Source organism: Burkholderia sp. 9777_1386 (genome assembly GCF_015712265.1).
In the GTDB taxonomy this organism is placed as follows: domain Bacteria; phylum Pseudomonadota; class Gammaproteobacteria; order Burkholderiales; family Burkholderiaceae; genus Burkholderia; species Burkholderia cenocepacia.
The window spans coordinates 51,800-74,732 of the sequence record NZ_JACCQB010000018.1; the positions used below are offsets into that span (position 1 = coordinate 51,800).

The following is a 22,933-nucleotide window of genomic DNA, read 5'->3' on the forward strand; positions in this document are numbered from 1 at the left end:
ATGGCAGGACGATGGGTGGCGCGGTTTGCACAGGGCAGGCACCGGTCGACGGGAATCGACGTCGGTGCGCACGAGGTGAGGGTGGCCGTGCTGAGCCGGCGCGGCAGGGACGCGGACGTGCGCGTCGAGGGGCTCGAGCGGGAGCCGGTCGGGTTGGCGGGCGGGCCGGAAGACGCACGCTGGGCGGCGGTCGCGCGATCGCTGGCGGCGGCCGTGTCGCGGCTGTCGGCGGCCGAGGTGCGGTGCGACGCGCGCGGCGTGATGGCGCTGCACGATGACGAGATGCGCACCGCGACGCTCGATCTGGCCGGGCGCGGCGACATTCCGGACGCCGCGCGGCAGGCGGCCGAACGCATCTCGGGGCTGGCGCCGGACAGTCTCGCGTTCGACTGGCGGCACTACGGCGGCGTGCGATCCGGCGAGATCGCGGTGGCGGTGGCGCCGCTGGCGTTGCTCGAGCGGCGCATCGACGTGGCCGCGCAGGCCGGTATCGACCTGACCGTGATCGACGGCGAGTCGGCCGCCGTGCTGCGTGCGCTGCGCTATGCCGCGCAGTTCGAACTCGACGCGCAGGGTGCCTACGCCGCGCTGTGGTTCTGCGACGCGGGCGTGCGCGGCTGGCGAATCGAGGGTTCGTCGGCTATCCCGGTGCTGACGCTGTCCGGCACGTTGCCGGAAGCACTGCCCGATGCGTTGCGGCGGCGCGCGCTCGGGGCCGTCCATTGCGTATTCGTCGCCGGGGACGAGCGATGTATCGCCCGCTTCGACACGTCCGTCGCCGAGATCGGCGACGTGCTCGGCACGGCGGTGGTCCCGTTCGACTGCACGGGCTGGGACGGACAGCCGTGCGCGCGCGCCGGCATGCCGGGCGGCCCGGCGTTTGCCGTCGCATTCGGGCTGGCGTTGCGCGGGGTGCGGGAATGACGGCCGCTCACGTGTCGGCAAGCGAAGGCGCGGCGGCGGCCGAGCAGGCGATACTCGGCGACTTCAACCTGCTGCCGTACCGCGAGCGATTGGCGCAGGCGTTGCGGCGTCGCCGGGTCGCGCAGTGCGGTGTGGCGATGCTGCTCGGCGTGCTCGGTGCGGGGCCGTGGACGGGCGCCGCCGTGTTGTCGCGGTGGCGGGTGGATGCCGAGCGCGCCAGCGTGGAGACGCGGCTGCGGCAGTTGCAGCCCCAGGTGGCGGCTGCGACGCGTGCGGTCGATGCCGCCGCCGCCATCGCGCGACGCGACGCACAGGCGGCTGCGCTGGCCGCGCCTTACCGGCGCATGGCGGGGCTGTTGGCGACCTTGAAGCAGGTGCGCGCCGATCGTATCCGGCTCGACGCGCTGCGCATGACGTCGACCGGCGCGGTGCTCGAAGCGCGCGCCGAGAGTTACCGGGCCGCTGCGCGATGGCTCGCCGCGATGGCGCGCGAGCAGCGCGACTGGCGGATCGATATAGAGACGTTGAAGCCGGCCTCGGATGCGCCGGCTCCCACGGCCGGGATGCCGTTCCGCTTCTCGGTGCAGTTGCGCTGGCACGACCCGATGGCGTCGCGGACGATGTCGGGAGGCGGCGCATGACGACGCTCGTGCATCGGCCGGCGCTGGGTGGCGGCGTCGGGCCAGGCGGCATGCCGCGCGTGTCGCCGGCGGCCGCGCATGCCGCGGGTTGCGTGCTGGCATTCGCGGCCGTGCTGGGCGGCGGCATTCATCTGGCGAATGCGGCCGACTGGAGCGGGCTTGCCCATAGTCGCGCGTTGCTCGCCGCAGCGCAGGCGCGCGCGGCCGACGCGCAACGCGTGCTCGCTTCCGCTGGACAACGACGCGACGGGCATCGTGCGTTGATGCGCGACGATCGTTTGCCGCATGCGCCGGAATGGGCCGCGCTGATGCTGGAACTGGCCGATCTCGCCGCGTCGAGCGGGCTGAGCGGCGTATCGGTCGAACCGCAGCGCGCCGATGGCGCGGCACCGGACGGCCGGCGCACCGTGCACATCGCCGCCGATGGTGGTTTTCGCGCGCTGCTGCACATGGTTGGCGGCCTGGCGCGGTTCCCGGTGCTGGCCGTACCGTCGGCGCTGCGTATCGAGCGTGGCACGTCGGCGGCGCGGGTCGACATGTCCGTCGACGTGTTTCCGGCGCTGCCGGCGACCACGACCGCGGACGGCAACACGCCGGTTCGCGTCGCTGCGCCCGACGCCGATCCGTTCGGCGACGCCGGCGCGGCCGAAGCGGCGGGTCACGCAGCCCGCTTCGCCGGCACGATTCGCGACGCGCGGGCCGGCCTCGCGTTGTTCGACGACGGCGACGGCGCGTTCACGGCCGTCGCGCCTGGCGACGTACTGGGTGCCGCGCGCGTGGTGCGCATCGATCGCGCGGCCGTGACGCTTGCGACGGCGGACGGCTCGCAGCGGCTCGTCCTGGACGACGGAGGTCGGCCATGACGAAACACCGTTGTTGGGTGCTTGCCCTCTGGGCCGGCGTGACGGCGGCCGACGCAAGCGCGTCGTTGCCGCCGCTGCCGGCGGTCTGGCCCGCCGGGTCGACGGATGTGTCGGTGCCGGGTCTGCCGCTGCGCGTGGCCGACGGCGTGGATAGTGCGGCAACGGAAGACGCCGGCCCGCCACCGTTCGATCAGGCGGCGCGCGCGGCACGGCAGACGGAAACCGCCGCACCGGGCCCCGCGCTGGAGGGACCGCCGATCCCGCTGGCGCCGCCGGCCCGGATGAGCGACGCCGCGGCCCGCCAACCGGGCGATGCGGACGACGCACGGCGGATCTCGCTGAATCTGCAGGGCGTCGGGCTCGCGGCGGCATTCGACGCGATCGCGCGGTTCACCGGGCTCAATATCGTCGTCGGCGAGCAGGTGCGCGGCACGGTCACGTTGCGTCTGAACAATGTTCGCTGGCGCGAGGCGTTCGACACGCTGCTCGACATGCACGGGCTTGCGATGTCCCGGCGCGGCAACGTGATCTGGGTCACGCCGGCAGCCGAGCTGGCTGCGCGCGAACGCGAGCGCTTCGACATGCACGCGCGGGCCGCCGATCTCGAGCCGCTGGCGAGCCGTACCTTCATGCTGCACTATCCGCGCGCGCAGGACGTACAACGGCTGCTGGCCGGCGCGACCGGCCAGCGCCTGCTGTCGAAGCGCGGCGCCGCGGCGGCCGATCCGCGGACCAACCTGCTGTTCGTCACCGATCTCGCACCGCGTATCGTGCAGATCGCCGGCCTGATCGACGCGATCGACCGGCCGTCGCGGCAGGTCCGGATCGAGGCCCGCATCGTCGAAGGCGAGCAGGGTTTCTCGCGCAACCTCGGCGCACGTGTCGCGCTGCGTGCGCAGGGGCGGCCGCCGTCAGCCGAGGGCACGTCGTTCACGGCGGACGCGCGCAGCGCACTCGACCTTGCCGCGCGGCCGCTCGGCGGTTTCGACGCGGCCACCGCCGGCTTCACGCTGTTCGCCGCGCCGCTCAGCCGCGTACTCGACATCGAGCTCAGCGCGCTGGAGGCGCAGGGCCGGGGCCAGATCGTTTCGCGTCCGCGGGTGGTGACGGCCGATCGCGTCAAGGCCATCGTCGAACAGGGTTCCGAGCTGCCGTACCAGGCGAAGGTCGGCAATGGCATGAGCGGCGTGCAGTTCCGCCGCGCGACGCTCAAGCTGGAGGTCGAGCCGCAGATCACGCCGGACGGGCGCGTGGTGCTCGATCTCGACGTGACCAAGGACAGCGTCGGCGAGCCGACCGCGGCCGGCCCCGCCATCCATACGAAGCATGTGCAGACGCGCGTCGAGGTCGAGAATGGCGGGACGGTCGCGATCGGCGGTATCTATGAACAACTGAACCGGAACGATGTGACGCGCGTGCCGCTCTTGGGCAAAATACCCGTTCTGGGCGCGCTTTTCCGGCACCGCGCGCAGCGCGACCAGCGCAACGAACTGGTCGTCTTCATCACGCCGACCGTCGTCGATCCGCGGTGCGGCGCACCCGGCGCGGGCGACGAGGATGCCGAGAAAACGGGGCCGGAAGCCGCCGGCGCAGGCTCGACAAGGCAGCCGCTTTGCCAGTAAGCTGCGCCACACACCAGCAAGATTGAAGCAGAGGAAGCCGTTGCAAGCGCGGGACCCACATGCAAACGTATTTTTCGTCGGCCTTATGGGAGCGGGTAAGACCACCGTGGGCCGTGCGGTCGCGCGTCGTCTCGACAGGACGTTCTTCGACTCCGACCACGAAATCGAGGCCCGTACGGGCGCGCGCATCCCGGTGATCTTCGAGCTGGAGGGCGAGGCCGGGTTTCGCGACCGCGAAACGCAGGTGATCGCCGATCTCACGCAGCGCGAGAACATCGTGCTCGCGACGGGCGGCGGCGCGGTGCTGCGCCCGGAAAATCGCGACAGCCTGAAAACCAACGGCATCGTCGTCTACCTGCGCGCCAATCCGCACGATCTGTGGCTGCGCACGCGCAAGGACAAAAATCGCCCGCTGTTGCAGACGGACGATCCGAAGGGGCGTCTCGAAGCGCTGTACGAAGTGCGCGACCCGCTGTACCGCGAATGCGCGGATTTCGTCATCGAGACCGGCCGTCCGTCGGTCAACGGTCTCGTCAACATGGTGCTGATGCAACTCGAACTGGCCGGCGTCATCGCCAAGCCGCTACAAGCATGATTACTGTCAACGTCGATCTGGGCGACCGCGCCTATCCGATTCATATTGGCGCCGGCCTGATCGGCCGCACCGAGCTGTTCGCGCCCCACATCAAAGGTTCGTCCGTCACGATCGTCACGAACACGACGGTCGATCCGCTCTATGGCGACGCGCTGCGCGCGGCGCTCGCGCCGCTCGGCAAGCGCGTGTCGACGGTCGTGCTGCCGGACGGCGAGGCGTACAAGAACTGGGAAACGCTGAACCTGATCTTCGACGGCCTGCTGACGGACCACGCCGATCGCAAGACGACGCTCGTCGCGCTCGGCGGCGGCGTGGTCGGCGACATGACCGGTTTTGCCGCCGCGTGCTACATGCGCGGCGTGCCGTTCATCCAGGTGCCGACGACGCTGCTGTCGCAGGTCGATTCGTCCGTCGGCGGCAAGACGGGCATCAACCACCCGCTCGGCAAGAACATGATCGGCGCGTTCTACCAGCCGCAGGCCGTGATCGCGGACATCGGCGCGCTGACGACGCTGCCCGATCGCGAGCTGGCGGCCGGCGTCGCCGAAGTCATCAAGACCGGCGCGATCGCCGATGCCGAGTTCTTCGACTGGATCGAGGCGAACGTCGAGGCGCTGAACCGTCGCGAGCCCGCCGCGCTCGCGCATGCAGTGAAGCGTTCGTGCGAGATCAAGGCGAGCGTCGTCGCGGCCGACGAACGCGAAGGCGGCCTGCGCGCGATCCTGAACTTCGGCCACACGTTCGGCCATGCGATCGAGGCCGGGCTCGGCTACGGCGAATGGCTGCACGGCGAAGCGGTCGGCTGCGGGATGGTGATGGCGGGCGACCTGTCGGTGCGGCTCGGCCTCCTCGACGAAGCATCGCGGCAGCGCCTCGATGCGGTGATCGCGGCCGCACATCTGCCGACCCGCGCGCCCGCGCTCGGCGATGCGCGCTACATGGACCTGATGCGCGTCGACAAGAAGGCCGAGGCCGGCGCGATCAAGTTCATCCTGCTGAAGCGATTCGGCGATACGCTGATCACGCAGGCGCCGGACGAAGCGGTATTCGCTACACTGGCGCAGACGACCCGCTAACGGCGGCCCGGATGCGCCGGCGCCCCTGACATGGAGGAGACGTGAGCGAGACATCCAGCAGCACATTGCCCGAAGCCAGCCGCGCATCCGCTGCGCCGGTGGCCGAGCCGCCGACGCTGGCGGCGCTGGAAGCCCATCTTGCTCCGTATGCCGCGCACGCGTCGCAGTCGCGCGGCCGCCGCCATCCTGAAACGCCGCCGGCGGCGCGCACCGAATTCCAGCGCGATCGCGATCGGATCGTCCATTCGACCGCGTTTCGCCGGCTCGAATACAAGACGCAGGTCTTCGTCAATCACGAAGGCGACCTGTTCCGCACCCGCCTCACGCACAGCCTCGAAGTCGCGCAGATCGCGCGCTCGGTCGCGCGCAACCTGCGCCTGAACGAGGATCTCGTCGAAGCGATCTCGCTCGCGCACGACCTCGGCCATACGCCGTTCGGCCATGCCGGGCAGGACGCGCTGAATGCGTGCATGCGCGAGCACGGCGGCTTCGAGCACAACCTGCAGAGCCTCGCCGTGGTCGACGAGCTCGAGGAGCACTACGGCGCGTTCAACGGGTTGAACCTGTGCTTCGAGACGCGCGAAGGCATCCTGAAGCACTGCTCGCGCGAGAATGCGCGCAAGCTCGGCGCGCTCGGCGAGCGCTTCCTGCAGGGCCGCCAGCCGTCGCTCGAAGCGCAGCTCGCGAACATCGCCGATGAAATCGCGTACAACAACCACGACGTCGACGACGGCCTGCGCTCCGGCCTGATCACGATCGAGCAGCTCGCGGAAGTCGAGCTGTGGCAGCGTCACTACGAAGCGGCGCTCGCCGAATTCCCACACCTCGAAGGCCGCCGTCTCGTGCACGAGACGGTGCGCCGCATCATCAACACGCTGATCGTCGACCTGATCGACGAGACGACGCGCAATCTCGCCCGCGTCGCGCCCGCATCGCTCGACGACGTGCGCGCCGCGCCGCCGCTCGTGTCGCACAGCCCGGCAGTCGCCGCGCAGGCCGCCGCGCTCAAGCGCTTCCTCTTCAAGAACCTGTATCGCCATTACAAGGTGATGCGCATGGCGAGCAAGGCGCAACGCGTCGTCACGGGGCTGTTCGACGCGTTCATCGACGATCCGCGCCTGCTGCCGCCGCCGTACCAGTCCGACGACGCGGCGCAGCAGCCGCGTCTCGTCGCGCACTACATCGCCGGCATGACCGACCGCTTCGCGCTGAAGGAATATCAGCGCCTGTTCGTCATCAGCGACAACTGACTGTCATAAACGATCACTAGACTTCGCCGGTTCAATGGCGACGGGAATGTTGCACACGCTGTTGGTAACGTTTTCATAGGAGAGGTCGATGAAGAAGAAGCCTGCGGGGACACTGGTTCGTTCGATCGCGCTCGGCGGCGCGCTGATGTTCGGGGCGCAGCACGTCGCGCTCGCCGCGACGGAAATTCAGTTCTGGCATGCGATGGAGGCTGCGCTCGGCGAGCGGGTCAACGCGATCGCCGACCAGTTCAACGCGTCGCAAAGCGACTACAAGATCGTGCCGGTCTTCAAGGGCACTTACGACCAGGCACTCGCGGCGGGCATCGCGGCCTATCGCAGCGGCAACGCGCCGGCGATCCTCCAGGTCTACGAAGTCGGCACGGCGACGATGATGCAGGCGAAGAAGGCGGTCGTGCCGGTCTACGACGTGTTCAAGCAGGCGGGCGTGACGCTCGACGAGAAGGCGTTCGTGCCGACCATCGCGAGCTACTACAGCGACGCGAAGACGGGCCACCTCGTGTCGATGCCGTTCAACAGCTCGACGCCGGTGCTGTACTACAACAAGGATGCGTTCAAGAAGGCGGGCCTCGATCCGAACCAGCCGCCGAAGACGTGGGCCGACGTGAAGGCCGATGCCGAGAAGCTGCGCAAGGCGGGGATGGCGTGCGGCTTCACGACCGGCTGGCAGGGCTGGATCCAGCTCGAAAACTACAGCGCGTGGCACGGGCTGCCGTTCGCGAGCCGCAACAACGGCTTCGACGGCACCGACGCCGTGCTCGAGTTCAACAAGCCGCAGCAGATCGCGCACCTCTCGTTCCTCCAGCAGATGGCGAAGGACGGCACGTTCACGTACGCGGGCCGCAAGGACGAAGCGTCGGCGAAGTTCTACAGCGGCGACTGCGGGATCCTGACGACGTCGTCCGGCGCGCTCGCGAACGTGCAGAAGTTCGCGAAGTTCAGCTACGGCACGGGGATGATGCCGTACGACGCGAACGTGAAGGGCGCGCCGCAGAACGCGATCATCGGCGGCGCGAGCTTGTGGGTGCTGGCCGGCAAGGATCCGGCGACCTACAAGGGCGTCGCGAAATTCCTCGCGTACCTGGCTTCGCCCGCCGTCGCCGCGAAGTGGCATCAGGACACCGGCTACCTGCCGGTCACGACCGCCGCGTACGACCTGACGCGCCAGCAGGGCTTCTATGCGAAGAACCCGAGCGCCGAAACCGCGATCAAGCAGATGCTGAACAAGCCGCCGCTGCCGTACACGAAGGGGCTGCGCCTGGGCAACATGCCGCAGATCCGCACGGTCGTCGACGAGGAGTTCGAACAGGTCTGGGCGCAGAAGAAGGCGCCGAAGGATGCGCTCGATTCGGCCGCGTCGCGCGGCGACGAACTGCTGCGCCGCTTCGAGAAGTCGGGCGGCTGAGCGCGCATCGCTGCGTGCCGCCGACGGCGCCGCGCGTGAGCGCGTGCCGTCCGGCGGTGCGGTTTCCTTTCCGTTTCGCCTGACCGGATATCCGCGATGCAATCCCGTTCCCGTTTCGGTACGAGCCCGGTGCCGTACCTGCTGATCGCGCCGCAGCTCGCGATCACCGCCGTGTTCTTCCTGTGGCCGGCCGGCGTCGCGCTGTGGCAGTCCACGCAGATGCAGGACGCGTTCGGCACGTCGAGCGAATTCGTCGGCTTCGCGAACTTCACGCACCTGTTCGCCGATCCGCTGTATCTTGATTCGTTCCGCACGACCCTCGTGTTCAGTTCGCTCGTCACGGTGAGCGGGCTCGTCGTGTCGCTGCTGCTCGCCGCGTGCGCCGACCGCGTGATCCGCGGCGCGCGCGCGTACCGCACGCTGCTGATCTGGCCGTACGCGGTCGCGCCGACGATCGCCGCCGTGCTGTGGGCGTTCCTGTTCAACCCGAGCATCGGCCTGATCACGTATGCGCTCGCGAAGGGCGGCATCGTGTGGAACCACGCGCTGAACGGCGGGCAGGCGATGTTCCTCGTCGTGCTGGCGTCGGTGTGGAAGCAGGTGAGCTACAACTTCCTGTTCTTCTACGCGGGGCTGCAGGCGATTCCGCGCTCGCTGATCGAGGCGGCGGCGATCGACGGCGCGGGGCCGGTGCGGCGCTTCTTCAACATCGTGCTGCCGCTGCTGTCGCCGACGAGCTTCTTCCTGCTGGTCGTGAACCTCGTCTACGCGTTCTTCGACACGTTCCCGGTGATCGACGCGGCCACCGGCGGCGGCCCGGCGCAGAGCACCAAGACGCTGATCTACAAGATCTTCGCGGAGGGCTTCCAGGGGCTCGACATCGGCAGTTCGGGCGCGCAGTCGGTCGTGCTGATGATCATCGTCGTGGGGCTTACGGTGATCCAGTTCCGCTTCGTCGAACGCAGGGTGCAATACGCATGATCGAGAATCGCAAGGGCTTCGACCTGTTCTGCCACGCGGTGCTGATCGCGGGCGTCGTGCTGATCGTGTTCCCCGTCTACGTCGCGTTCTGCGCGGCGACGATGAACGCGCAGGAAGTGTTCACGGTGCCGCTGTCGCTGGTGCCGAGCACGCACCTGTTCGAGAACATCGCGTACATCTGGGGGCACGGCAGCGGCGGCACGACGGCGCCGTTCGGCCGCCTGCTCGTGAACAGCTTCGCGATGGCGCTCGGCATCGCGGTCGGCAAGATCGCGGTGTCGATCCTGTCCGCGTATGCGATCGTCTATTTCCGCTTCCCGTTTCGCAACACGGCGTTCTGGCTGATCTTCGTCACGCTGATGCTGCCGGTGGAAGTGCGGATCTTCCCGACCGTGCAGGTCGTGTCGACGCTGCACCTGACGAACACCTACGCGGGGCTCACGATGCCGCTGATCGCATCGGCGACCGCGACGTTCCTGTTCCGCCAGTTCTTCATGACGCTGCCCGACGAGTTGATGGACGCGGCGCGCATCGACGGCGCGGGACCGCTGCGCTTTTTCTGGGATGTGGTGCTGCCGCTGTCGAAGACGAGCATCGCCGCGCTGTTCGTGATCACGTTCATCTACGGCTGGAACCAGTATCTGTGGCCGATCCTGATCACGACGGAGGCGTCGCTGTCGACGGCGGTGGTGGGCATCAAGACGATGATCGCGAGCGGCGACGCCGCGACCGAATGGCAATACGTGATGGCGGCGACGCTGCTGGCGATGATTCCGCCGCTCGTCGTCGTGCTGGCGATGCAGCGCTGGTTCGTGCGCGGCCTCGTCGATTCCGAGAAATGAACGACCGACGTAACCGGGAGAAGGACCAGGTATGGCTGCGCTGAGCTTGAAGGGCGTCAGGAAATCCTACGACGGCAAGCAGCACGTGCTGCATGGCATCGACGTGGAGATCGCCGACGGCGAATTCATCGTGCTGGTCGGCCCGTCGGGCTGCGGCAAGTCGACGTTGCTGCGGATGATCGCGGGTCTCGAGACCGTGACGGACGGCGAGATCGCGATCGGCGACCGGGTCGTCAACACGCTGGAGCCGAAGGACCGCGACATCGCGATGGTGTTCCAGAACTATGCGCTGTATCCGCACATGACGGTCGCGCAGAACATGGGCTACGGGCTGAAGATCCGCGGGATCGAGCGCGCGACGATCGATGCGCGGGTGGCGGCGGCCGCGAAGATCCTCGAGCTCGAACCGCTGCTCGCGCGGCGGCCGCGCGAGCTGTCGGGCGGCCAGCGGCAGCGCGTCGCGATGGGGCGCGCGATCGTGCGCGAACCGTCGGTGTTCCTGTTCGACGAGCCGTTGTCGAACCTCGACGCGAAGCTGCGCGTGCAGATGCGGCTCGAGATCCAGCGGCTGCACGCGCGGCTCGCGACGACGAGCGTGTACGTGACGCACGACCAGATCGAGGCGATGACGCTCGCGCAGCGGGTGATCGTGATGAACCGTGGCTACGCGGAGCAGATCGGCGCGCCGGTCGACGTGTACGAGAAGCCGGCGACCGTGTTCGTCGCGGGCTTCATCGGCTCGCCCGCGATGAACCTGATGCACGGCCGGCTGTCGGAAGACGGCGCGACCTTCACGGTCGCGGGCGGCGGCCCTGCGCTGCCGGTCGCCGGCGCACCGGGCATCGGCAGCGAGATCGCTACCGGGCGCGACTGGGTACTCGGCGTGCGTCCCGAACACATGACGCCGCAGCCGGGCGTCGCGCAGGCGACGCTGCCGGTCGATTCGTGCGAGCTGCTCGGCGCGGACAATCTCGCGCACGGCCGCTGGGGCAATCACGACGTCGCGGTGCGCCTGCCGCACGCGGACCGCCCGGCGCGCGGCACGGCGCTGGCGGCGGCGCTGCCCGCGCACCGGCTGCATTTCTTCGATCCCGAAACCGGCAAGCGGGCCGGCTGAAACCGTTTGACTGCGGGAGACCGACGATGACGATCCGTACCGACTGGCCCTATCCGCGCGTCGTCGCCCATCGCGGCGGCGGCACGCTCGCACCGGAGAACACGCTGGCCGCGCTCGACGAGGGCGCGCGGCGCGGTCACCGGATGGTCGAGTTCGACGCGAAGCTGTCGGCCGACGACGTGACCTTCCTGCTGCACGACGACACGGTCGACCGGACCTCGAACGGTCACGGAGCGGCGGCGGGCATGCGTTATGCGGCGCTGGCCGCGCTCGATGCGGGCGCGTGGCGCGACGCGCGTTTCGCGGGCGAACGGATGCCGACGCTCGAGGCGGCGGCGGCGCGCTGCATCGCGCACGGGCTGGCCGCGAACGTCGAGATCAAGCCGTGCCCGGGGCGCGAGCGCGAAACCGGGCAGCGCGTGGCGGCCGATGCGGCCGCGTACTGGCGCGATGCCGCCGTGGCGCCGCTGCTGTCGTCGTTCTCGTTCGACGCGCTGCGGCAGGCGCGCGCGACGGCGCCGGCACTGCCGCGCGGGATGCTCTACGAAGTCGTGCCGGACGACTGGCATGCGCAGGTCATCGATGCGCTCGACTGCGTATCGTTGCATGCAGACCACACTCGGCTCGACGAATCCCTGGTGCGTGCGATCAAGGCGGCCGGGTTGCGCATCCTGGTTTACACGGTGAACGACCTCGAACGGGCGCGCGAACTGGCGCGTTGGGGCGTCGACGCGGTCTGCACGGACCGCATCGACCTGATCGCGCCCGACGCGCTGGACGATATCGACGTCGTCTGACGGCCACGGCCACGGCCGCGGCGGCGTCCGGTAAAACCCTTGCGCCGAACGTGCCTGACGCGAAAAAACGACGCCCCGACGGGATTTCCGTCGGGGCGTTTTGCATCGTGGAGACGTTACGCCAGGAAAAATCCGCTACAAATTGCAGCAGGATTAACCATTCCCCAAATATTCGACTACGCTTAGAAGCGGTAGCCGACGTTCAGGTACGTCACGATCGGGTTCAGCGAGATGTGGGCCTTCGACGTTTCCGTCAGCGTACCGACCGGGGTCCGGCGCGCCGTCGTGAAGGTCGCGGTCACGCTGACCGGGATGTACGACATCGAGAAGCCGGCGAACCAGTGCTTCGTGAAGTTGTACGTGAAGCCGGCGTTGAACACGGGCGCCCACTGGTTGCTGGTCGTGGCGCTGGTCGGGCCGCCGAGCACGCCGTTCTCGAACGTGCTGTTCGTGATCTTCGCGCCGGTGAACCAGATATACGTCGCGCCGACGCCGACATACGGACGGAACTTCGCGTTGGCGTCGTTGAAGTAGTACTTGAGGAGGAGCGCAGGGCTCCACTGGTACGCGCGGCCAAGCGTACCGAACTTCGAGAACTGGCCCTTGCCGGTGATGTCGAACTTCGGCGGGATGCCGGCGATGAACTCGGTGGCGATATGGTCGGTCACGAAGTAACCGGTCGCCAGCGCGAGCGTGTCGGCATCGCTGATGCCGGCGCCGGTGTTGGGAATCGACTGATTGACGGGCGTGCCGCCTACGCCGTAGACGAACAGCGGGTCGCTGCTGTCCTGCGGCGCAAGGTGCAGCCAGCCGGTGCTGACGTAGAAATCACCTGCGGATTGTGCATGTGCCGTACCGCCCGCGAACGTGAATGCGAGCGCTGCGGCCCCCGTAATGGCCAGTTTTCGTTTCATTGTGTCTCCTCCGATCAAAGGCGTGCTCATTATGACGACTGCGTTTAAAACCAAACAAGCTCGTAAGTTAGAGTTTTCTCCCTAGGATTCGCACGACCGTACGCTTACGCGCGCCGCTGGGGCAGGCATTCTACGCAGGTGCGCATTTTCGGACCTCCGGGTATTTCCTAACGCGTTCAAACGGACATTCAGCATGGCACGGTTAGCACGACTCTACGTTCCCGACCAGCCGCAGCACGTGATACTGCGCGGCCTGGATCAGCAACCCGCGTTCGTCGACGACCAGGACTACGAACTCTTCATCGATTGCCTGAAGGCCGCCGCACGCGATCATCACCTGGCGGTACACGCCTACGTGCTGCTGCCGCGCCAGGTGCAACTCCTCGTGACACCGAGCGACGAGGCGAGCCTGCCGAAGGCGATGCAGGCCGTCGGCCGTCGCTACGTCGCGCATTTCAACCGGCGCTATTCGCGGCGCGGCACGTTGTGGGAAGGCCGCTATCGTGCGACCGTGATCGAAGGCGAGCGCTATTTCCTGCTCGCGAGCCGCGTGGTCGAGATGAGTCCGGTCCGCTCGCAGCTCGTCGCGACGCCCGAGGCCTATCGCTGGTCGAGCTACCGGCATCACGTCGGGCTTACCGTCGACAGCCTGATCACCGACCATCCGCTCTACTGGGCGCTCGGCAACACGCCGTTCGACCGCCAGCGGGCGTACAAGGAGCTGTGCGAACAGCCGCTCGACGAGCGGCAGGCCGATCAGCTGCAGCAGGCCACGCTGAAGGGCTGGGTGCTCGGCGGCGAGAATTATCGCGAGTGGGCGGCGCGCACCGCGAACCGGCGCGTCTCGCCGTTGCCGCGCGGGCGCCCCAGAAAGGTGCGCGAAAACACGCCGCCGATCCAGCAGTAACGCCGGAAAGGCGGGCCAGAAGCGGCGCGGCGGGCGCCGCTTCTTTTTGCACCAAAATGATGCGGCCCCAATAAAACAGCACCAGATCGAGGCATTCATTTAATTGGGGTTCGATCAAGCGGTTTTTGTTGCTATTCCCTTGATTCGTCGCGTATATTCCGAATTCCGGTGGCCCGGGCGAAGCCTGCCCAACCACTGCCGGCCGTGCCGTCTCCTGTCGGGAGCGGGCTCGACGGCAACAAGAAAACGGTTCAACGGCCTCCAGGCCCCCTTTACGACGGTGTCCCCATGAACGACCACCAGCAGCCGCTCGCCGCGGTGCCCGCCGCACAAGGTCTGTACGACCCGCAAAACGAACACGACGCCTGCGGCGTCGGCTTCGTCGCTCACATCAAGGGCAAGAAGAGCCACGAGATCATCCAGCAGGGTCTGAAGATCCTGGAGAACCTCGATCACCGCGGCGCGGTCGGCGCCGATCCGCTGATGGGCGACGGCGCGGGCATCCTGATCCAGATTCCGGACGCGTTCTATCGCGAGGAAATGGCGAAGCAGGGCGTGAACCTGCCGCCGGCCGGCGAATATGGGGTCGGGATGATCTTCCTGCCGAAGGAGAACGCGTCGCGTCTCGCGTGCGAGCAGGAGCTCGAGCGTACGGTGAAGGCCGAAGGCCAGGTCGTGCTCGGCTGGCGCGACGTGCCGGTCGACCATGCGATGCCGATCTCGCCGACGGTCAAGGCGAGCGAGCCGCTGATCCGCCAGATCTTCATCGGTCGCGGCAAGGACATCATGGTGACGGACGCGCTCGAGCGGAAGCTGTACGTGATCCGCAAGACCGCGAGCCACCGCATCCAGGCGCTGAAGCTCAAGCACGGCAAGGAATACTTCGTGCCGTCGATGTCGGCGCGCACCGTCGTCTACAAGGGGCTGCTGCTGGCCGGCCAGGTCGGCGTGTACTACCGCGACCTGCAGGACGAGCGCGTCGTGTCGGCGCTCGCGCTCGTGCACCAGCGCTTCTCGACCAACACGTTCCCGGCGTGGGAACTGGCTCACCCGTACCGGATGATCGCGCACAACGGCGAGATCAACACCGTGAAGGGCAACGTGAACTGGCTGAACGCGCGTACCGGCGCGATCGCGTCGCACGTGCTCGCCGACGATCTGCCGAAGCTGTGGCCGCTGATCTACCCGGGCCAGTCGGATACCGCATCGTTCGACAACTGTCTCGAACTGCTGGTGATGGCAGGCTACCCGCTCGTGCACGCGGTAATGATGATGATCCCGGAAGCGTGGGAACAGCACACGCTGATGGACGAGAACCGCCGCGCGTTCTACGAATACCACGCCGCGATGATGGAGCCGTGGGACGGCCCGGCCGCGATCGCGTTCACCGACGGTCGCCAGATCGGCGCGACGCTCGACCGTAACGGCCTGCGCCCGGCGCGCTACATCGTCACCGACGACGACCTCGTCATCATGGCGTCGGAAGCCGGCACGCTGCCGATCCCCGAATCGAAGATCGTCAAGAAGTGGCGCCTGCAGCCGGGCAAGATGTTCCTGATCGACATGGAACACGGCCGCATCATCGACGACAAGGAACTGAAGGACAACCTCGCGAACGCGAAGCCGTACAAGAGCTGGATCGACGCGGTGCGCATCAAGCTCGACGAGATCGAGCCGAAGGCCGAGGAAGTCGCGGCCGGCCGCACGCAGGGCGCCGCGCTGCTCGACCGCCAGCAGGCGTTCGGCTATACGCAGGAAGACCTGAAGTTCCTGATGGCGCCGATGGCGGCGCAGGGTGAGGAAGCCGTCGGTTCGATGGGCAACGATTCGCCGCTCGCGGTGATGTCGAACAAGAACAAGACGCTCTATCACTACTTCAAGCAGCTGTTCGCGCAGGTCACGAACCCGCCGATCGACCCGATCCGCGAGAACATGGTCATGTCGCTCGTGTCGTTCATCGGCCCGAAGCCGAACCTGCTCGACACCAACAACATCAACCCGCCGATGCGTCTCGAAGTGTCGCAGCCGGTGCTCGACTTCAAGGACATCGCGAAGATCCGCGCGATCGACCAGTACACGGGCGGCAAGTTCAGCGCGTACGAACTGAACATCTGCTATCCGGTCGCGTGGGGCAAGGAAGGCATCGAGGCGCGCCTCGCGTCGCTGTGCGCGGAAGCCGTCGACGCGGTGAAGTCGGGCTACAACATCCTGATCGTGTCGGACCGCAAGACGGACGCCGAGCACGTCGCGATTCCGGCGCTGCTCGCCACGTCGGCGATCCACACGCACCTCGTGCAGCAAGGGCTGCGCACGAGCACGGGCCTCGTCGTCGAGACGGGTTCCGCGCGTGAGACGCACCACTTCGCGCTGCTCGCGGGCTACGGCGCGGAAGCCGTGCACCCGTACCTCGCGATGGAAACGCTCGCGAAGATGGCCGAAGGGCTGCCGGGCGACCTGTCGCCGGAGAAGGCCGTCTACAACTTCACGAAGGCGGTCGGCAAGGGCCTGCAGAAGGTGATGTCGAAGATGGGCATCTCGACGTACATGTCGTACACGGGCGCGCAGATCTTCGAAGCGCTCGGCCTGTCGAGCGACCTCGTCGAGAAGTACTTCAAGGGCACCGCGTCGAAGGTCGGCGGCATCGGCCTGTTCGAGGTCGCGGAAGAAGCGATCCGCCTGCACCGCGACGCGTTCGGCGACAACCCGGTCCTGCGCGACATGCTCGACGCGGGCGGCGAGTACGCGTACCGCGTGCGCGGCGAAGACCACATGTGGACGCCGGATTCGATCGCGAAGCTGCAGCACGCGACGCGCAGCAACTCGTACCAGACGTACAAGGAATACGCGCACCTGATCAACGACCAGACCAAGCGTCACATGACGTTCCGCGGCCTGTTCGAGTTCAAGGTCGAGCCGACCAAGGCGATCCCGATCGACGACGTCGAGCCGGCGAAGGAGATCGTCAAGCGCTTCGCGACCGGCGCGATGTCGCTCGGGTCGATCAGCACCGAGGCGCACGCGACGCTCGCGATCGCGATGAACCGGATCGGCGGCAAGTCGAACACCGGCGAAGGCGGCGAGGACGAGAAGCGCTATCGCAACGAACTGCGCGGCATTCCGATCAAGTCGGGCGAGACGCTGAAGTCGGTGATCGGCGACGAGATCGTCAGCGACATCGCGCTGAAGGACGGCGATTCGCTGCGCTCGAAGATCAAGCAGGTCGCGTCGGGGCGCTTCGGCGTCACCGCCGAGTACCTGGCATCGGCCGACCAGATCCAGATCAAGATGGCGCAGGGCGCGAAGCCGGGCGAAGGCGGCCAGCTGCCGGGTCACAAGGTGTCGGAGTACATCGGCAAGCTGCGTTATTCGGTGCCGGGCGTCGGCCTGATCTCGCCGCCGCCGCACCACGACATCTACTCGATCGAGGATCTGGCGCAGCTGATCCACGACCTGAAGAACGTGAACCCGAGCGCGAGCATCTCCGTGAAGCTCGTGTCGGAAGTGGGCGTGGGCACGGTCGCGGCCGGTGTCGCGAAGGCGAAGGCCGATCACGTCGTGATCGCCGGCCACGACGGCGGCACGGGCGCGTCGCCGCTGTCGTCGGTCAAGCACGCCGGCACGCCGTGGGAACTCGGCCTCGCCGAAACGCAGCAGACGCTGGTGCTGAACCGCCTGCGCGGCCGCATCCGCGTGCAGGCCGACGGCCAGATGAAGACGGGTCGCGACGTCGTGATCGGCGCGCTGCTCGGCGCGGACGAATTCGGCTTCGCGACGGCGCCGCTCGTCGTCGAGGGCTGCATCATGATGCGCAAGTGCCACCTGAACACGTGCCCGGTCGGCGTCGCGACGCAGGATCCGGTGCTGCGTGCGAAGTTCAAGGGCCAGCCCGAGCACGTCGTGAACTATTTCTTCTTCGTCGCCGAGGAAGTGCGCGAGATCATGGCGCAGCTCGGCGTCGCGAAGTTCGACGACCTGATCGGCCGCGCCGATCTGCTCGATACGCGCAAGGGCATCGAGCACTGGAAGGCGAAGGGCCTCGACTTCTCGCGTGTGTTCTACCAGCCGGAAGAGTGCGAGGACGTCGCGCCGCGTCACGTCGACGTGCAGGATCACGGCCTCGAGCGCGCGCTCGACCACGTGCTGATCGAGAAGGCGAAGGCCGCGATCGAGAACGGCGAGCATGTGTCGTTCATCCAGCCGGTGCGCAACGTGAACCGCACGGTCGGCGCGATGCTGTCGGGCGTGATCGCGAAGAAGCACGGCCACGACGGCCTGGCCGACGACGCGGTGCACATCCAGCTGAAGGGCACGGCCGGCCAGAGCTTCGGCGCGTTCCTCGCGAAGGGCGTGACGCTCGACCTCGTCGGCGACGGCAACGACTACGTCGGCAAGGGCCTGTCGGGCGGCCGGATCATCATCCGTCCGACCAACGACTTCCGCGGCAAGTCCGAGGAAAACATCATCTGCGGCAACACGGTGATGTACGGCGCGATCGAAGGCGAAGCGTTCTTCCGCGGCGTCGCGGGCGAGCGCTTCTGCGTGCGCAACTCGGGCGCGACGGCGGTCGTCGAAGGCACGGGCGACCACGGCTGCGAATACATGACGGGCGGCACGGTCGTCGTGCTCGGCGAGACGGGGCGCAACTTCGCGGCCGGCATGTCGGGCGGCCTCGCGTACATCTACGATCCGGAAGGCACGTTCGCGGCCAAGTGCAACAAGTCGATGGTCGCGCTCGAGCCGGTGCTGCAGCAGGCCGAGCAGGAGCGCACGGTCGACCGCGCGCTCTGGCACGCCGGCACGACGGACGAAGCGCTGCTCAAGGGGCTCGTCGAGCGTCATTTCCAGTTCACGGGTTCGCCGCGCGCGAAGTCGCTGCTGGAAAACTGGGACGCGGCGCGCCGCCAGTTCGTGAAGGTGTTCCCGCACGAATACAAGCGCGCGCTGGGCGAGATCGGTGCGAAGAAGGCGGCGAAGGAAGTGCTGGCCGCCTGAGCGACGAACGACATAGCGAATGCCGCGCGCGCCTGATGGCCGCGCGCGGCTCCCCCACCCGATACACCGAACAGAAGAGCACCTTATGGGCAAGGCAACCGGTTTTCTGGAGTTCGAACGCCGCCACGAGGCGTACGAAGCACCGCTCACGCGCGTGAAGCACTACAAGGAATTCGTCGCGGCGCTGACCGACGCGGACGCGAAGGTCCAGGGCGCGCGCTGCATGGATTGCGGCATCCCGTTCTGCAACAACGGCTGCCCGGTCAACAACATCATCCCGGACTTCAACGATCTCGTTTACCGCCAGGACTGGCAGCAGGCGATCGAAGTCCTGCACTCGACCAACAACTTCCCGGAATTCACGGGCCGCATCTGCCCGGCGCCGTGCGAAGCGGCCTGCACGCTCGGGATCAACAACGATCCGGTCGGCATCAAGTCGATCGAGCACGCGATCATCGACAAGGCCTGGGCGGAAGGCTGGGTGAAGCCGCTGCCGGCCGAACACAAGACGGGCAAGAAGGTCGCGGTCGTCGGTTCGGGCCCCGCGGGCCTCGCTGCCTCGCAGCAGCTCGCGCGTGCGGGCCACGACGTGACGGTGTTCGAGAAGAACGACCGCATCGGCGGCCTGCTGCGTTACGGGATTCCCGACTTCAAGCTCGAGAAGTGGCTGATCGATCGCCGCATGCGCCAGATGGAAGCGGAAGGCGTGACGTTCCGTACCAGCGTGTTCATCGGCAAGGAGCCGCTGCCCGAATCGATCGGCAGCCTCGCGAAGGAAACCATCTCGCCGGACACGCTGAAGGAAGAATTCGACGCGGTCGTGATCGCCGGCGGTTCGGAAACGCCGCGCGACCTGCCGGTACCGGGCCGCGAGCTCGCGGGCGTCCATTTCGCGATGGACTTCCTGCCGCAGCAGAACCGCGTGAACGCGGGCGACAAGCTCGCCGACCAGCTGCTCGCGAAGGGCAAGCACGTGATCGTGATCGGCGGCGGCGATACGGGTTCGGACTGCGTCGGCACGTCGAACCGTCACGGCGCGAAGCAGGTCACGCAGTTCGAGCTGCTGCCGCAGCCGCCGGAAGAGGAAAACAAGCCGCTCGTGTGGCCGTACTGGCCGATCAAGCTGCGTACGTCGTCGTCGCACGAGGAGGGCTGCGAGCGTGACTGGGCGGTCGCGACGAAGCGTCTCGAAGGCAAGAACGGCAAGGTCGAGAAGCTGATCGCGGTGCGTGTCGAGTGGAAGGACGGCAAGATGCAGGAAGTGCCGGGTTCCGAGTTCGAGATGAAGGCCGATCTCGTGCTGCTCGCGATGGGCTTCACGCAGCCGGCCGCGCCGGTGCTCGACGCGTTCGGCGTCGCGAAGGATGCGCGCGGCAATGCACGCGCGACGACCGAAGGCGACCGTTCGTACTACACGTCGGTCGACAAGGTGTTCGCGGCAGGCGACATGCGTCGCGGCCAGTCGCTCGTGGTGTGGGCGATCCGCGAAGGCCGCCAGTGCGCGCGCTCGGTCGATGCGTACCTGATGGGCCATTCGGAACTGCCGCGCTGAGCTGAATCGCGCGAGCGGGTTTCGACCAAAGCCGGGCGTCCGAGAGGGCGCCCGGTTTTTTTATGGCTGCGCGCGGTCGATGTCGTTGCCGCGGCGTCGGCCCGGATGGTCGGGGCGCAAGCATTCGAAGCGCCCTGACGCTCACCGGCGGGTGCCGGGCGAGCGTGAACCGGTCGGCCGGGCCCGCAGCGGCGCCGCATCGTCGCCCCGCATTTTCGCGAAGCGTCGTCTAACCTGATGACATTCGGCCTCGATTTTTCGTCATCTCAATTCCTTTCGTTTTGTAATAATCCTTGAAAACTGTCATATCATGTCGCCCCTCGGGCCGCGTTCGCGGTCGCCGCACATGACTGACCCTATTTACAAGGACTCTGGATGGAAGCATTCGTGCATGGGCTGATCGACGCCGTCAATGGCGTGTTGTGGAACTACGTGCTGATCGCGCTGCTGCTCGGCGCCGGTGCGTGGTTCACGTTGCGGTTCCGGATGATCCAGCTGAAGGCGCTGTTCCTCAGCATGAAGCTGGTCGGCAGCAAGGGCGAACCGGGCAGCATCTCGTCGTTCCAGGCGTTCGCGACCGGGCTCGCGAGCCGCGTCGGCACCGGCAATATCGCCGGCGTCGCGGTCGCGCTGACGGTCGGCGGGCCGGGCGCGATCTTCTGGATGTGGATGACCGCGCTGGTCGGGATGTCGTCCGCGTTCGTCGAGGCGACGCTCGCGCAGATCTTCAAGGTATCGCACCCGGACGGCAGCTATCGCGGCGGCCCCGCGTACTACATCCAGACGGGCCTGCGCTCGCGCGGCTTCGGTGTGCTGTTCTCGCTGTCGCTGATCCTCGCGTTCGGCTTCGTGTTCAACGCGGTACAGGCCAATGCGATTGCCGATGCATTCCATACGTCGTTCGGCTGGCGTCGCGAGACGGTCGGCCTCGGTCTCGTGCTGCTGTCCGCGCCGATCATCTTCGGCGGCATCCGCCGCATCGCGACGGTCGCGCAGGTGATCGTGCCGCTGATGGCGATCGGCTACCTCGCGCTCGCGGTCTACGCGGTCGCGACGCACATCACGCTGGTGCCCGGCGTGATCGCGTTGATCGTGAAGAGCGCGTTCGGCCTCGAGCAGGCGGCCGGCGGCCTGACCGGCTACGCGGTCAGCCAGGCGATCGCGATCGGCGTGAAGCGCGGGCTGTTCTCGAACGAGGCGGGGATGGGCAGCGCGCCGAACGCGGCCGCGACCGCGAGCACGCGCCATCCCGTCACGCAGGGGCTGATCCAGATGCTCGGCGTGTTCGTCGACACGATCGTGATCTGCAGCGCGACCGCATTCGTGATCCTGCTGTCGGGCCAGTACGAACTCGGCACCGGGATGGAGGGCGCGGCGCTCACGCAGCGCGCGATCTCGAGCCACGTCGGTGACTGGGGCGGCATCTACATGGCCGTCGCGATCTTCTTCCTCGCGTTCTCGTCGGTGATCGGCAACTACGCGTATGCGGAAGGCAACGTCGAATTCATCACGAAGCGGCGCGGCGTGCTGCCGCTGTTCCGCATCGCCGTGCTCGGCATGGTGATGTTCGGCAGCGTCGGGCAACTGCCGCTCGTGTGGGCGATGGCCGATACGAGCATGGGCTTGATGGCGATCATCAACCTGATCGCGATCCTCGCGCTCGGCAGGTACGCGCACGCCGCATGGGCCGACTATCGCCGCCAGCGCGCGGCCGGCGTCGCCGATCCGGTGTTCACGCGCAACACGATCCCCGAACTCGCGCGCGTGCTGCCGGCCGACGTGTGGGGCGAGCACGGCCCGCTGCCGCAGCGTCCGCCGTCGGCCGACGCGGTGGCCGAAGTGCGCGTGACGGTGCGCGAGTCATGAACGGCGACCGGCTCCGTGCGTTCGTCGCGCTGATGCCCGATGCGGCATCGCGCGACGCGCTGCACGCGTTGCCGGTCACCCGTGGCGCGCGGCGCCCGCCGCCCGCGCAACTGCACATGACGCTCGCGTTCATCGGCGCAATCGAGCGGGAACGGTGCGACGCGCTGGCCGCGCACCTGCCGGCGCTCGCGGCCGCGCATGCGTTGCCGCCGATGCCGGTCGAGCGGATCGCGTGGTGGCCGAGCCTGCCGCGCGCGAGGCTGATCGTCGCGGAACTCGCGGTCGATGCTGCGTGCGTCGCGTTGAATGCGGGACTGGCCGCGCTGCTGCGCGAACTCGGCGTGCCGGCCGACCGCCGGCCGTTCCGGCCGCACGTGACGCTCGCGCGGTTGCCGCACGATGCGGTCGGCCAGCCCGCGCACGGCGGCGCGCCGGGGCGGCCCGTCGACGTGCGTGTCGAAGCGCTGACGCTGTTCGAAAGCCGGCTGTCGCATGAAGGCGTGTCGCACCGGCCGATCGTGTCGGTGCCGATCGCGCGTGCGGACGACAGCGTCGGCGCGTAGGGCGCGTC

Annotated in this window: 18 protein-coding genes; 17 read left to right on the forward strand and 1 reads right to left on the reverse strand. The window is 67.7% G+C overall.

Annotated features, from left to right (window positions below; translation table 11 throughout):
* From H0X91_RS16105 to ugpQ, 12 genes are all read left to right on the forward strand, one after another.
* Window positions 1–924 carry a hypothetical protein gene (locus H0X91_RS16105; protein WP_062911053.1) on the forward strand — a complete coding sequence of 308 codons (924 nt, stop codon included), beginning with the start codon at window positions 1–3 and terminating at the stop codon, window positions 922–924.
* Window positions 921–1,565 carry a hypothetical protein gene (locus H0X91_RS16110; protein WP_062911052.1) on the forward strand — a complete coding sequence of 215 codons (645 nt, stop codon included), beginning with the start codon at window positions 921–923 and terminating at the stop codon, window positions 1,563–1,565. Before H0X91_RS16105 ends, H0X91_RS16110 begins: the two co-directional genes overlap by 4 nt.
* Window positions 1,562–2,428, forward strand: a complete 867-nt coding sequence (locus H0X91_RS16115) for a hypothetical protein (RefSeq protein WP_062911051.1) — start codon at window positions 1,562–1,564, stop codon at window positions 2,426–2,428. Before H0X91_RS16110 ends, H0X91_RS16115 begins: the two co-directional genes overlap by 4 nt.
* Entirely contained in the window at window positions 2,425–4,050 is a 1,626-nt protein-coding gene (gene pilQ / locus H0X91_RS16120; protein ID WP_062911050.1) for a type IV pilus secretin PilQ, read from the forward strand. The genes H0X91_RS16115 and pilQ overlap by 4 nt, the downstream gene beginning before the upstream one ends.
* A 40-nt stretch (window positions 4,051–4,090) precedes the next feature.
* Entirely contained in the window at window positions 4,091–4,645 is a 555-nt protein-coding gene (gene aroK / locus H0X91_RS16125) for a shikimate kinase AroK (protein ID WP_034201082.1), read from the forward strand.
* A complete protein-coding gene (aroB, locus tag H0X91_RS16130) occupies window positions 4,642–5,721 on the forward strand; it encodes a 3-dehydroquinate synthase (protein WP_006481864.1) in 1,080 nt (359 codons plus the stop codon). The genes aroK and aroB overlap by 4 nt, the downstream gene beginning before the upstream one ends.
* A 41-nt stretch (window positions 5,722–5,762) precedes the next feature.
* Window positions 5,763–6,971, forward strand: coding sequence for a deoxyguanosinetriphosphate triphosphohydrolase (locus tag H0X91_RS16135; RefSeq protein WP_006494444.1), 1,209 nt, complete (start codon window positions 5,763–5,765; stop codon window positions 6,969–6,971).
* An 88-nt stretch (window positions 6,972–7,059) separates the two neighbouring features.
* Window positions 7,060–8,394 (forward strand): sn-glycerol-3-phosphate ABC transporter substrate-binding protein UgpB, encoded by a 1,335-nt coding sequence (gene ugpB, locus H0X91_RS16140; protein WP_006481865.1) that lies wholly within the window; start codon window positions 7,060–7,062, stop codon window positions 8,392–8,394.
* A gap of 96 nt (window positions 8,395–8,490) precedes the next feature.
* Window positions 8,491–9,375 (forward strand): sn-glycerol-3-phosphate ABC transporter permease UgpA, encoded by an 885-nt coding sequence (ugpA, locus tag H0X91_RS16145; protein ID WP_006481867.1) that lies wholly within the window; start codon window positions 8,491–8,493, stop codon window positions 9,373–9,375.
* Window positions 9,372–10,217 (forward strand): sn-glycerol-3-phosphate ABC transporter permease UgpE, encoded by an 846-nt coding sequence (gene ugpE / locus H0X91_RS16150; RefSeq protein WP_006481859.1) that lies wholly within the window; start codon window positions 9,372–9,374, stop codon window positions 10,215–10,217. The genes ugpA and ugpE overlap by 4 nt, the downstream gene beginning before the upstream one ends.
* Window positions 10,218–10,248: 31 nt before the next feature.
* Window positions 10,249–11,334, forward strand: a complete 1,086-nt coding sequence (locus H0X91_RS16155; RefSeq protein ID WP_006481861.1) for a sn-glycerol-3-phosphate import ATP-binding protein UgpC — start codon at window positions 10,249–10,251, stop codon at window positions 11,332–11,334.
* A 26-nt stretch (window positions 11,335–11,360) separates the two neighbouring features.
* On the forward strand, window positions 11,361–12,131 hold the full coding sequence (gene ugpQ, locus H0X91_RS16160; protein ID WP_006491785.1) for a glycerophosphodiester phosphodiesterase: 771 nt from the start codon (window positions 11,361–11,363) through the stop codon (window positions 12,129–12,131).
* A gap of 182 nt (window positions 12,132–12,313) precedes the next feature.
* Here ugpQ and H0X91_RS16165 read toward each other — a convergent pair whose 3' ends face one another.
* Complete coding sequence (locus H0X91_RS16165) at window positions 12,314–13,045, reverse strand: OmpW/AlkL family protein (RefSeq protein WP_006490624.1); 732 nt, start codon at window positions 13,043–13,045, stop codon at window positions 12,314–12,316.
* 193 nt (window positions 13,046–13,238) lie between these two features.
* On the opposite strand from H0X91_RS16165, the gene H0X91_RS16170 reads away from it, so the two are divergent.
* The 5 genes from H0X91_RS16170 to thpR all read left to right on the forward strand — a co-directional run bounded on the left by H0X91_RS16170 (window position 13,239) and on the right by thpR (window position 22,925).
* Entirely contained in the window at window positions 13,239–13,952 is a 714-nt protein-coding gene (locus tag H0X91_RS16170; protein ID WP_006494443.1) for a transposase, read from the forward strand.
* A 288-nt stretch (window positions 13,953–14,240) separates the two neighbouring features.
* Window positions 14,241–18,944 (forward strand): glutamate synthase-related protein, encoded by a 4,704-nt coding sequence (locus H0X91_RS16175; RefSeq protein ID WP_006490631.1) that lies wholly within the window; start codon window positions 14,241–14,243, stop codon window positions 18,942–18,944.
* An 85-nt stretch (window positions 18,945–19,029) separates the two neighbouring features.
* Entirely contained in the window at window positions 19,030–20,496 is a 1,467-nt protein-coding gene (locus H0X91_RS16180; protein WP_196433140.1) for a glutamate synthase subunit beta, read from the forward strand.
* 375 nt (window positions 20,497–20,871) lie between these two features.
* Window positions 20,872–22,362: an alanine/glycine:cation symporter family protein gene (locus H0X91_RS16185; RefSeq protein ID WP_006490627.1), complete on the forward strand. Its 1,491-nt coding sequence runs from the start codon at window positions 20,872–20,874 to the stop codon at window positions 22,360–22,362.
* Window positions 22,359–22,925: an RNA 2',3'-cyclic phosphodiesterase gene (gene thpR, locus H0X91_RS16190; protein WP_048986853.1), complete on the forward strand. Its 567-nt coding sequence runs from the start codon at window positions 22,359–22,361 to the stop codon at window positions 22,923–22,925. The genes H0X91_RS16185 and thpR overlap by 4 nt, the downstream gene beginning before the upstream one ends.
* Window positions 22,926–22,933: the final 8 nt, after the last annotated feature.

What these genes read in the sequence shown, in the direction of transcription:
- H0X91_RS16115 (WP_062911051.1), top strand. Translation starts at nt 1,562, where the DNA reads ATGACGACGCTCGTGCATCGGCCGGCGCTGGGTGGCGGCGTCGGGCCA.
- H0X91_RS16110 (WP_062911052.1), top strand. Translation starts at nt 921, where the DNA reads ATGACGGCCGCTCACGTGTCGGCAAGCGAAGGCGCGGCGGCGGCCGAG.
- H0X91_RS16155 (WP_006481861.1), top strand. Translation starts at nt 10,249, where the DNA reads ATGGCTGCGCTGAGCTTGAAGGGCGTCAGGAAATCCTACGACGGCAAG.
- H0X91_RS16185 (WP_006490627.1), top strand. Translation starts at nt 20,872, where the DNA reads ATGGAAGCATTCGTGCATGGGCTGATCGACGCCGTCAATGGCGTGTTG.
- H0X91_RS16175 (WP_006490631.1), top strand. Translation starts at nt 14,241, where the DNA reads ATGAACGACCACCAGCAGCCGCTCGCCGCGGTGCCCGCCGCACAAGGT.
- H0X91_RS16170 (WP_006494443.1), top strand. Translation starts at nt 13,239, where the DNA reads ATGGCACGGTTAGCACGACTCTACGTTCCCGACCAGCCGCAGCACGTG.
- ugpA (WP_006481867.1), top strand. Translation starts at nt 8,491, where the DNA reads ATGCAATCCCGTTCCCGTTTCGGTACGAGCCCGGTGCCGTACCTGCTG.
- ugpE (WP_006481859.1), top strand. Translation starts at nt 9,372, where the DNA reads ATGATCGAGAATCGCAAGGGCTTCGACCTGTTCTGCCACGCGGTGCTG.
- H0X91_RS16180 (WP_196433140.1), top strand. Translation starts at nt 19,030, where the DNA reads ATGGGCAAGGCAACCGGTTTTCTGGAGTTCGAACGCCGCCACGAGGCG.
- ugpB (WP_006481865.1), top strand. Translation starts at nt 7,060, where the DNA reads ATGAAGAAGAAGCCTGCGGGGACACTGGTTCGTTCGATCGCGCTCGGC.
- H0X91_RS16105 (WP_062911053.1), top strand. Translation starts at nt 1, where the DNA reads ATGGCAGGACGATGGGTGGCGCGGTTTGCACAGGGCAGGCACCGGTCG.
- aroB (WP_006481864.1), top strand. Translation starts at nt 4,642, where the DNA reads ATGATTACTGTCAACGTCGATCTGGGCGACCGCGCCTATCCGATTCAT.
- H0X91_RS16165 (WP_006490624.1), bottom strand. Translation starts at nt 13,045, where the DNA reads ATGAAACGAAAACTGGCCATTACGGGGGCCGCAGCGCTCGCATTCACG.
- thpR (WP_048986853.1), top strand. Translation starts at nt 22,359, where the DNA reads ATGAACGGCGACCGGCTCCGTGCGTTCGTCGCGCTGATGCCCGATGCG.
- pilQ (WP_062911050.1), top strand. Translation starts at nt 2,425, where the DNA reads ATGACGAAACACCGTTGTTGGGTGCTTGCCCTCTGGGCCGGCGTGACG.
- ugpQ (WP_006491785.1), top strand. Translation starts at nt 11,361, where the DNA reads ATGACGATCCGTACCGACTGGCCCTATCCGCGCGTCGTCGCCCATCGC.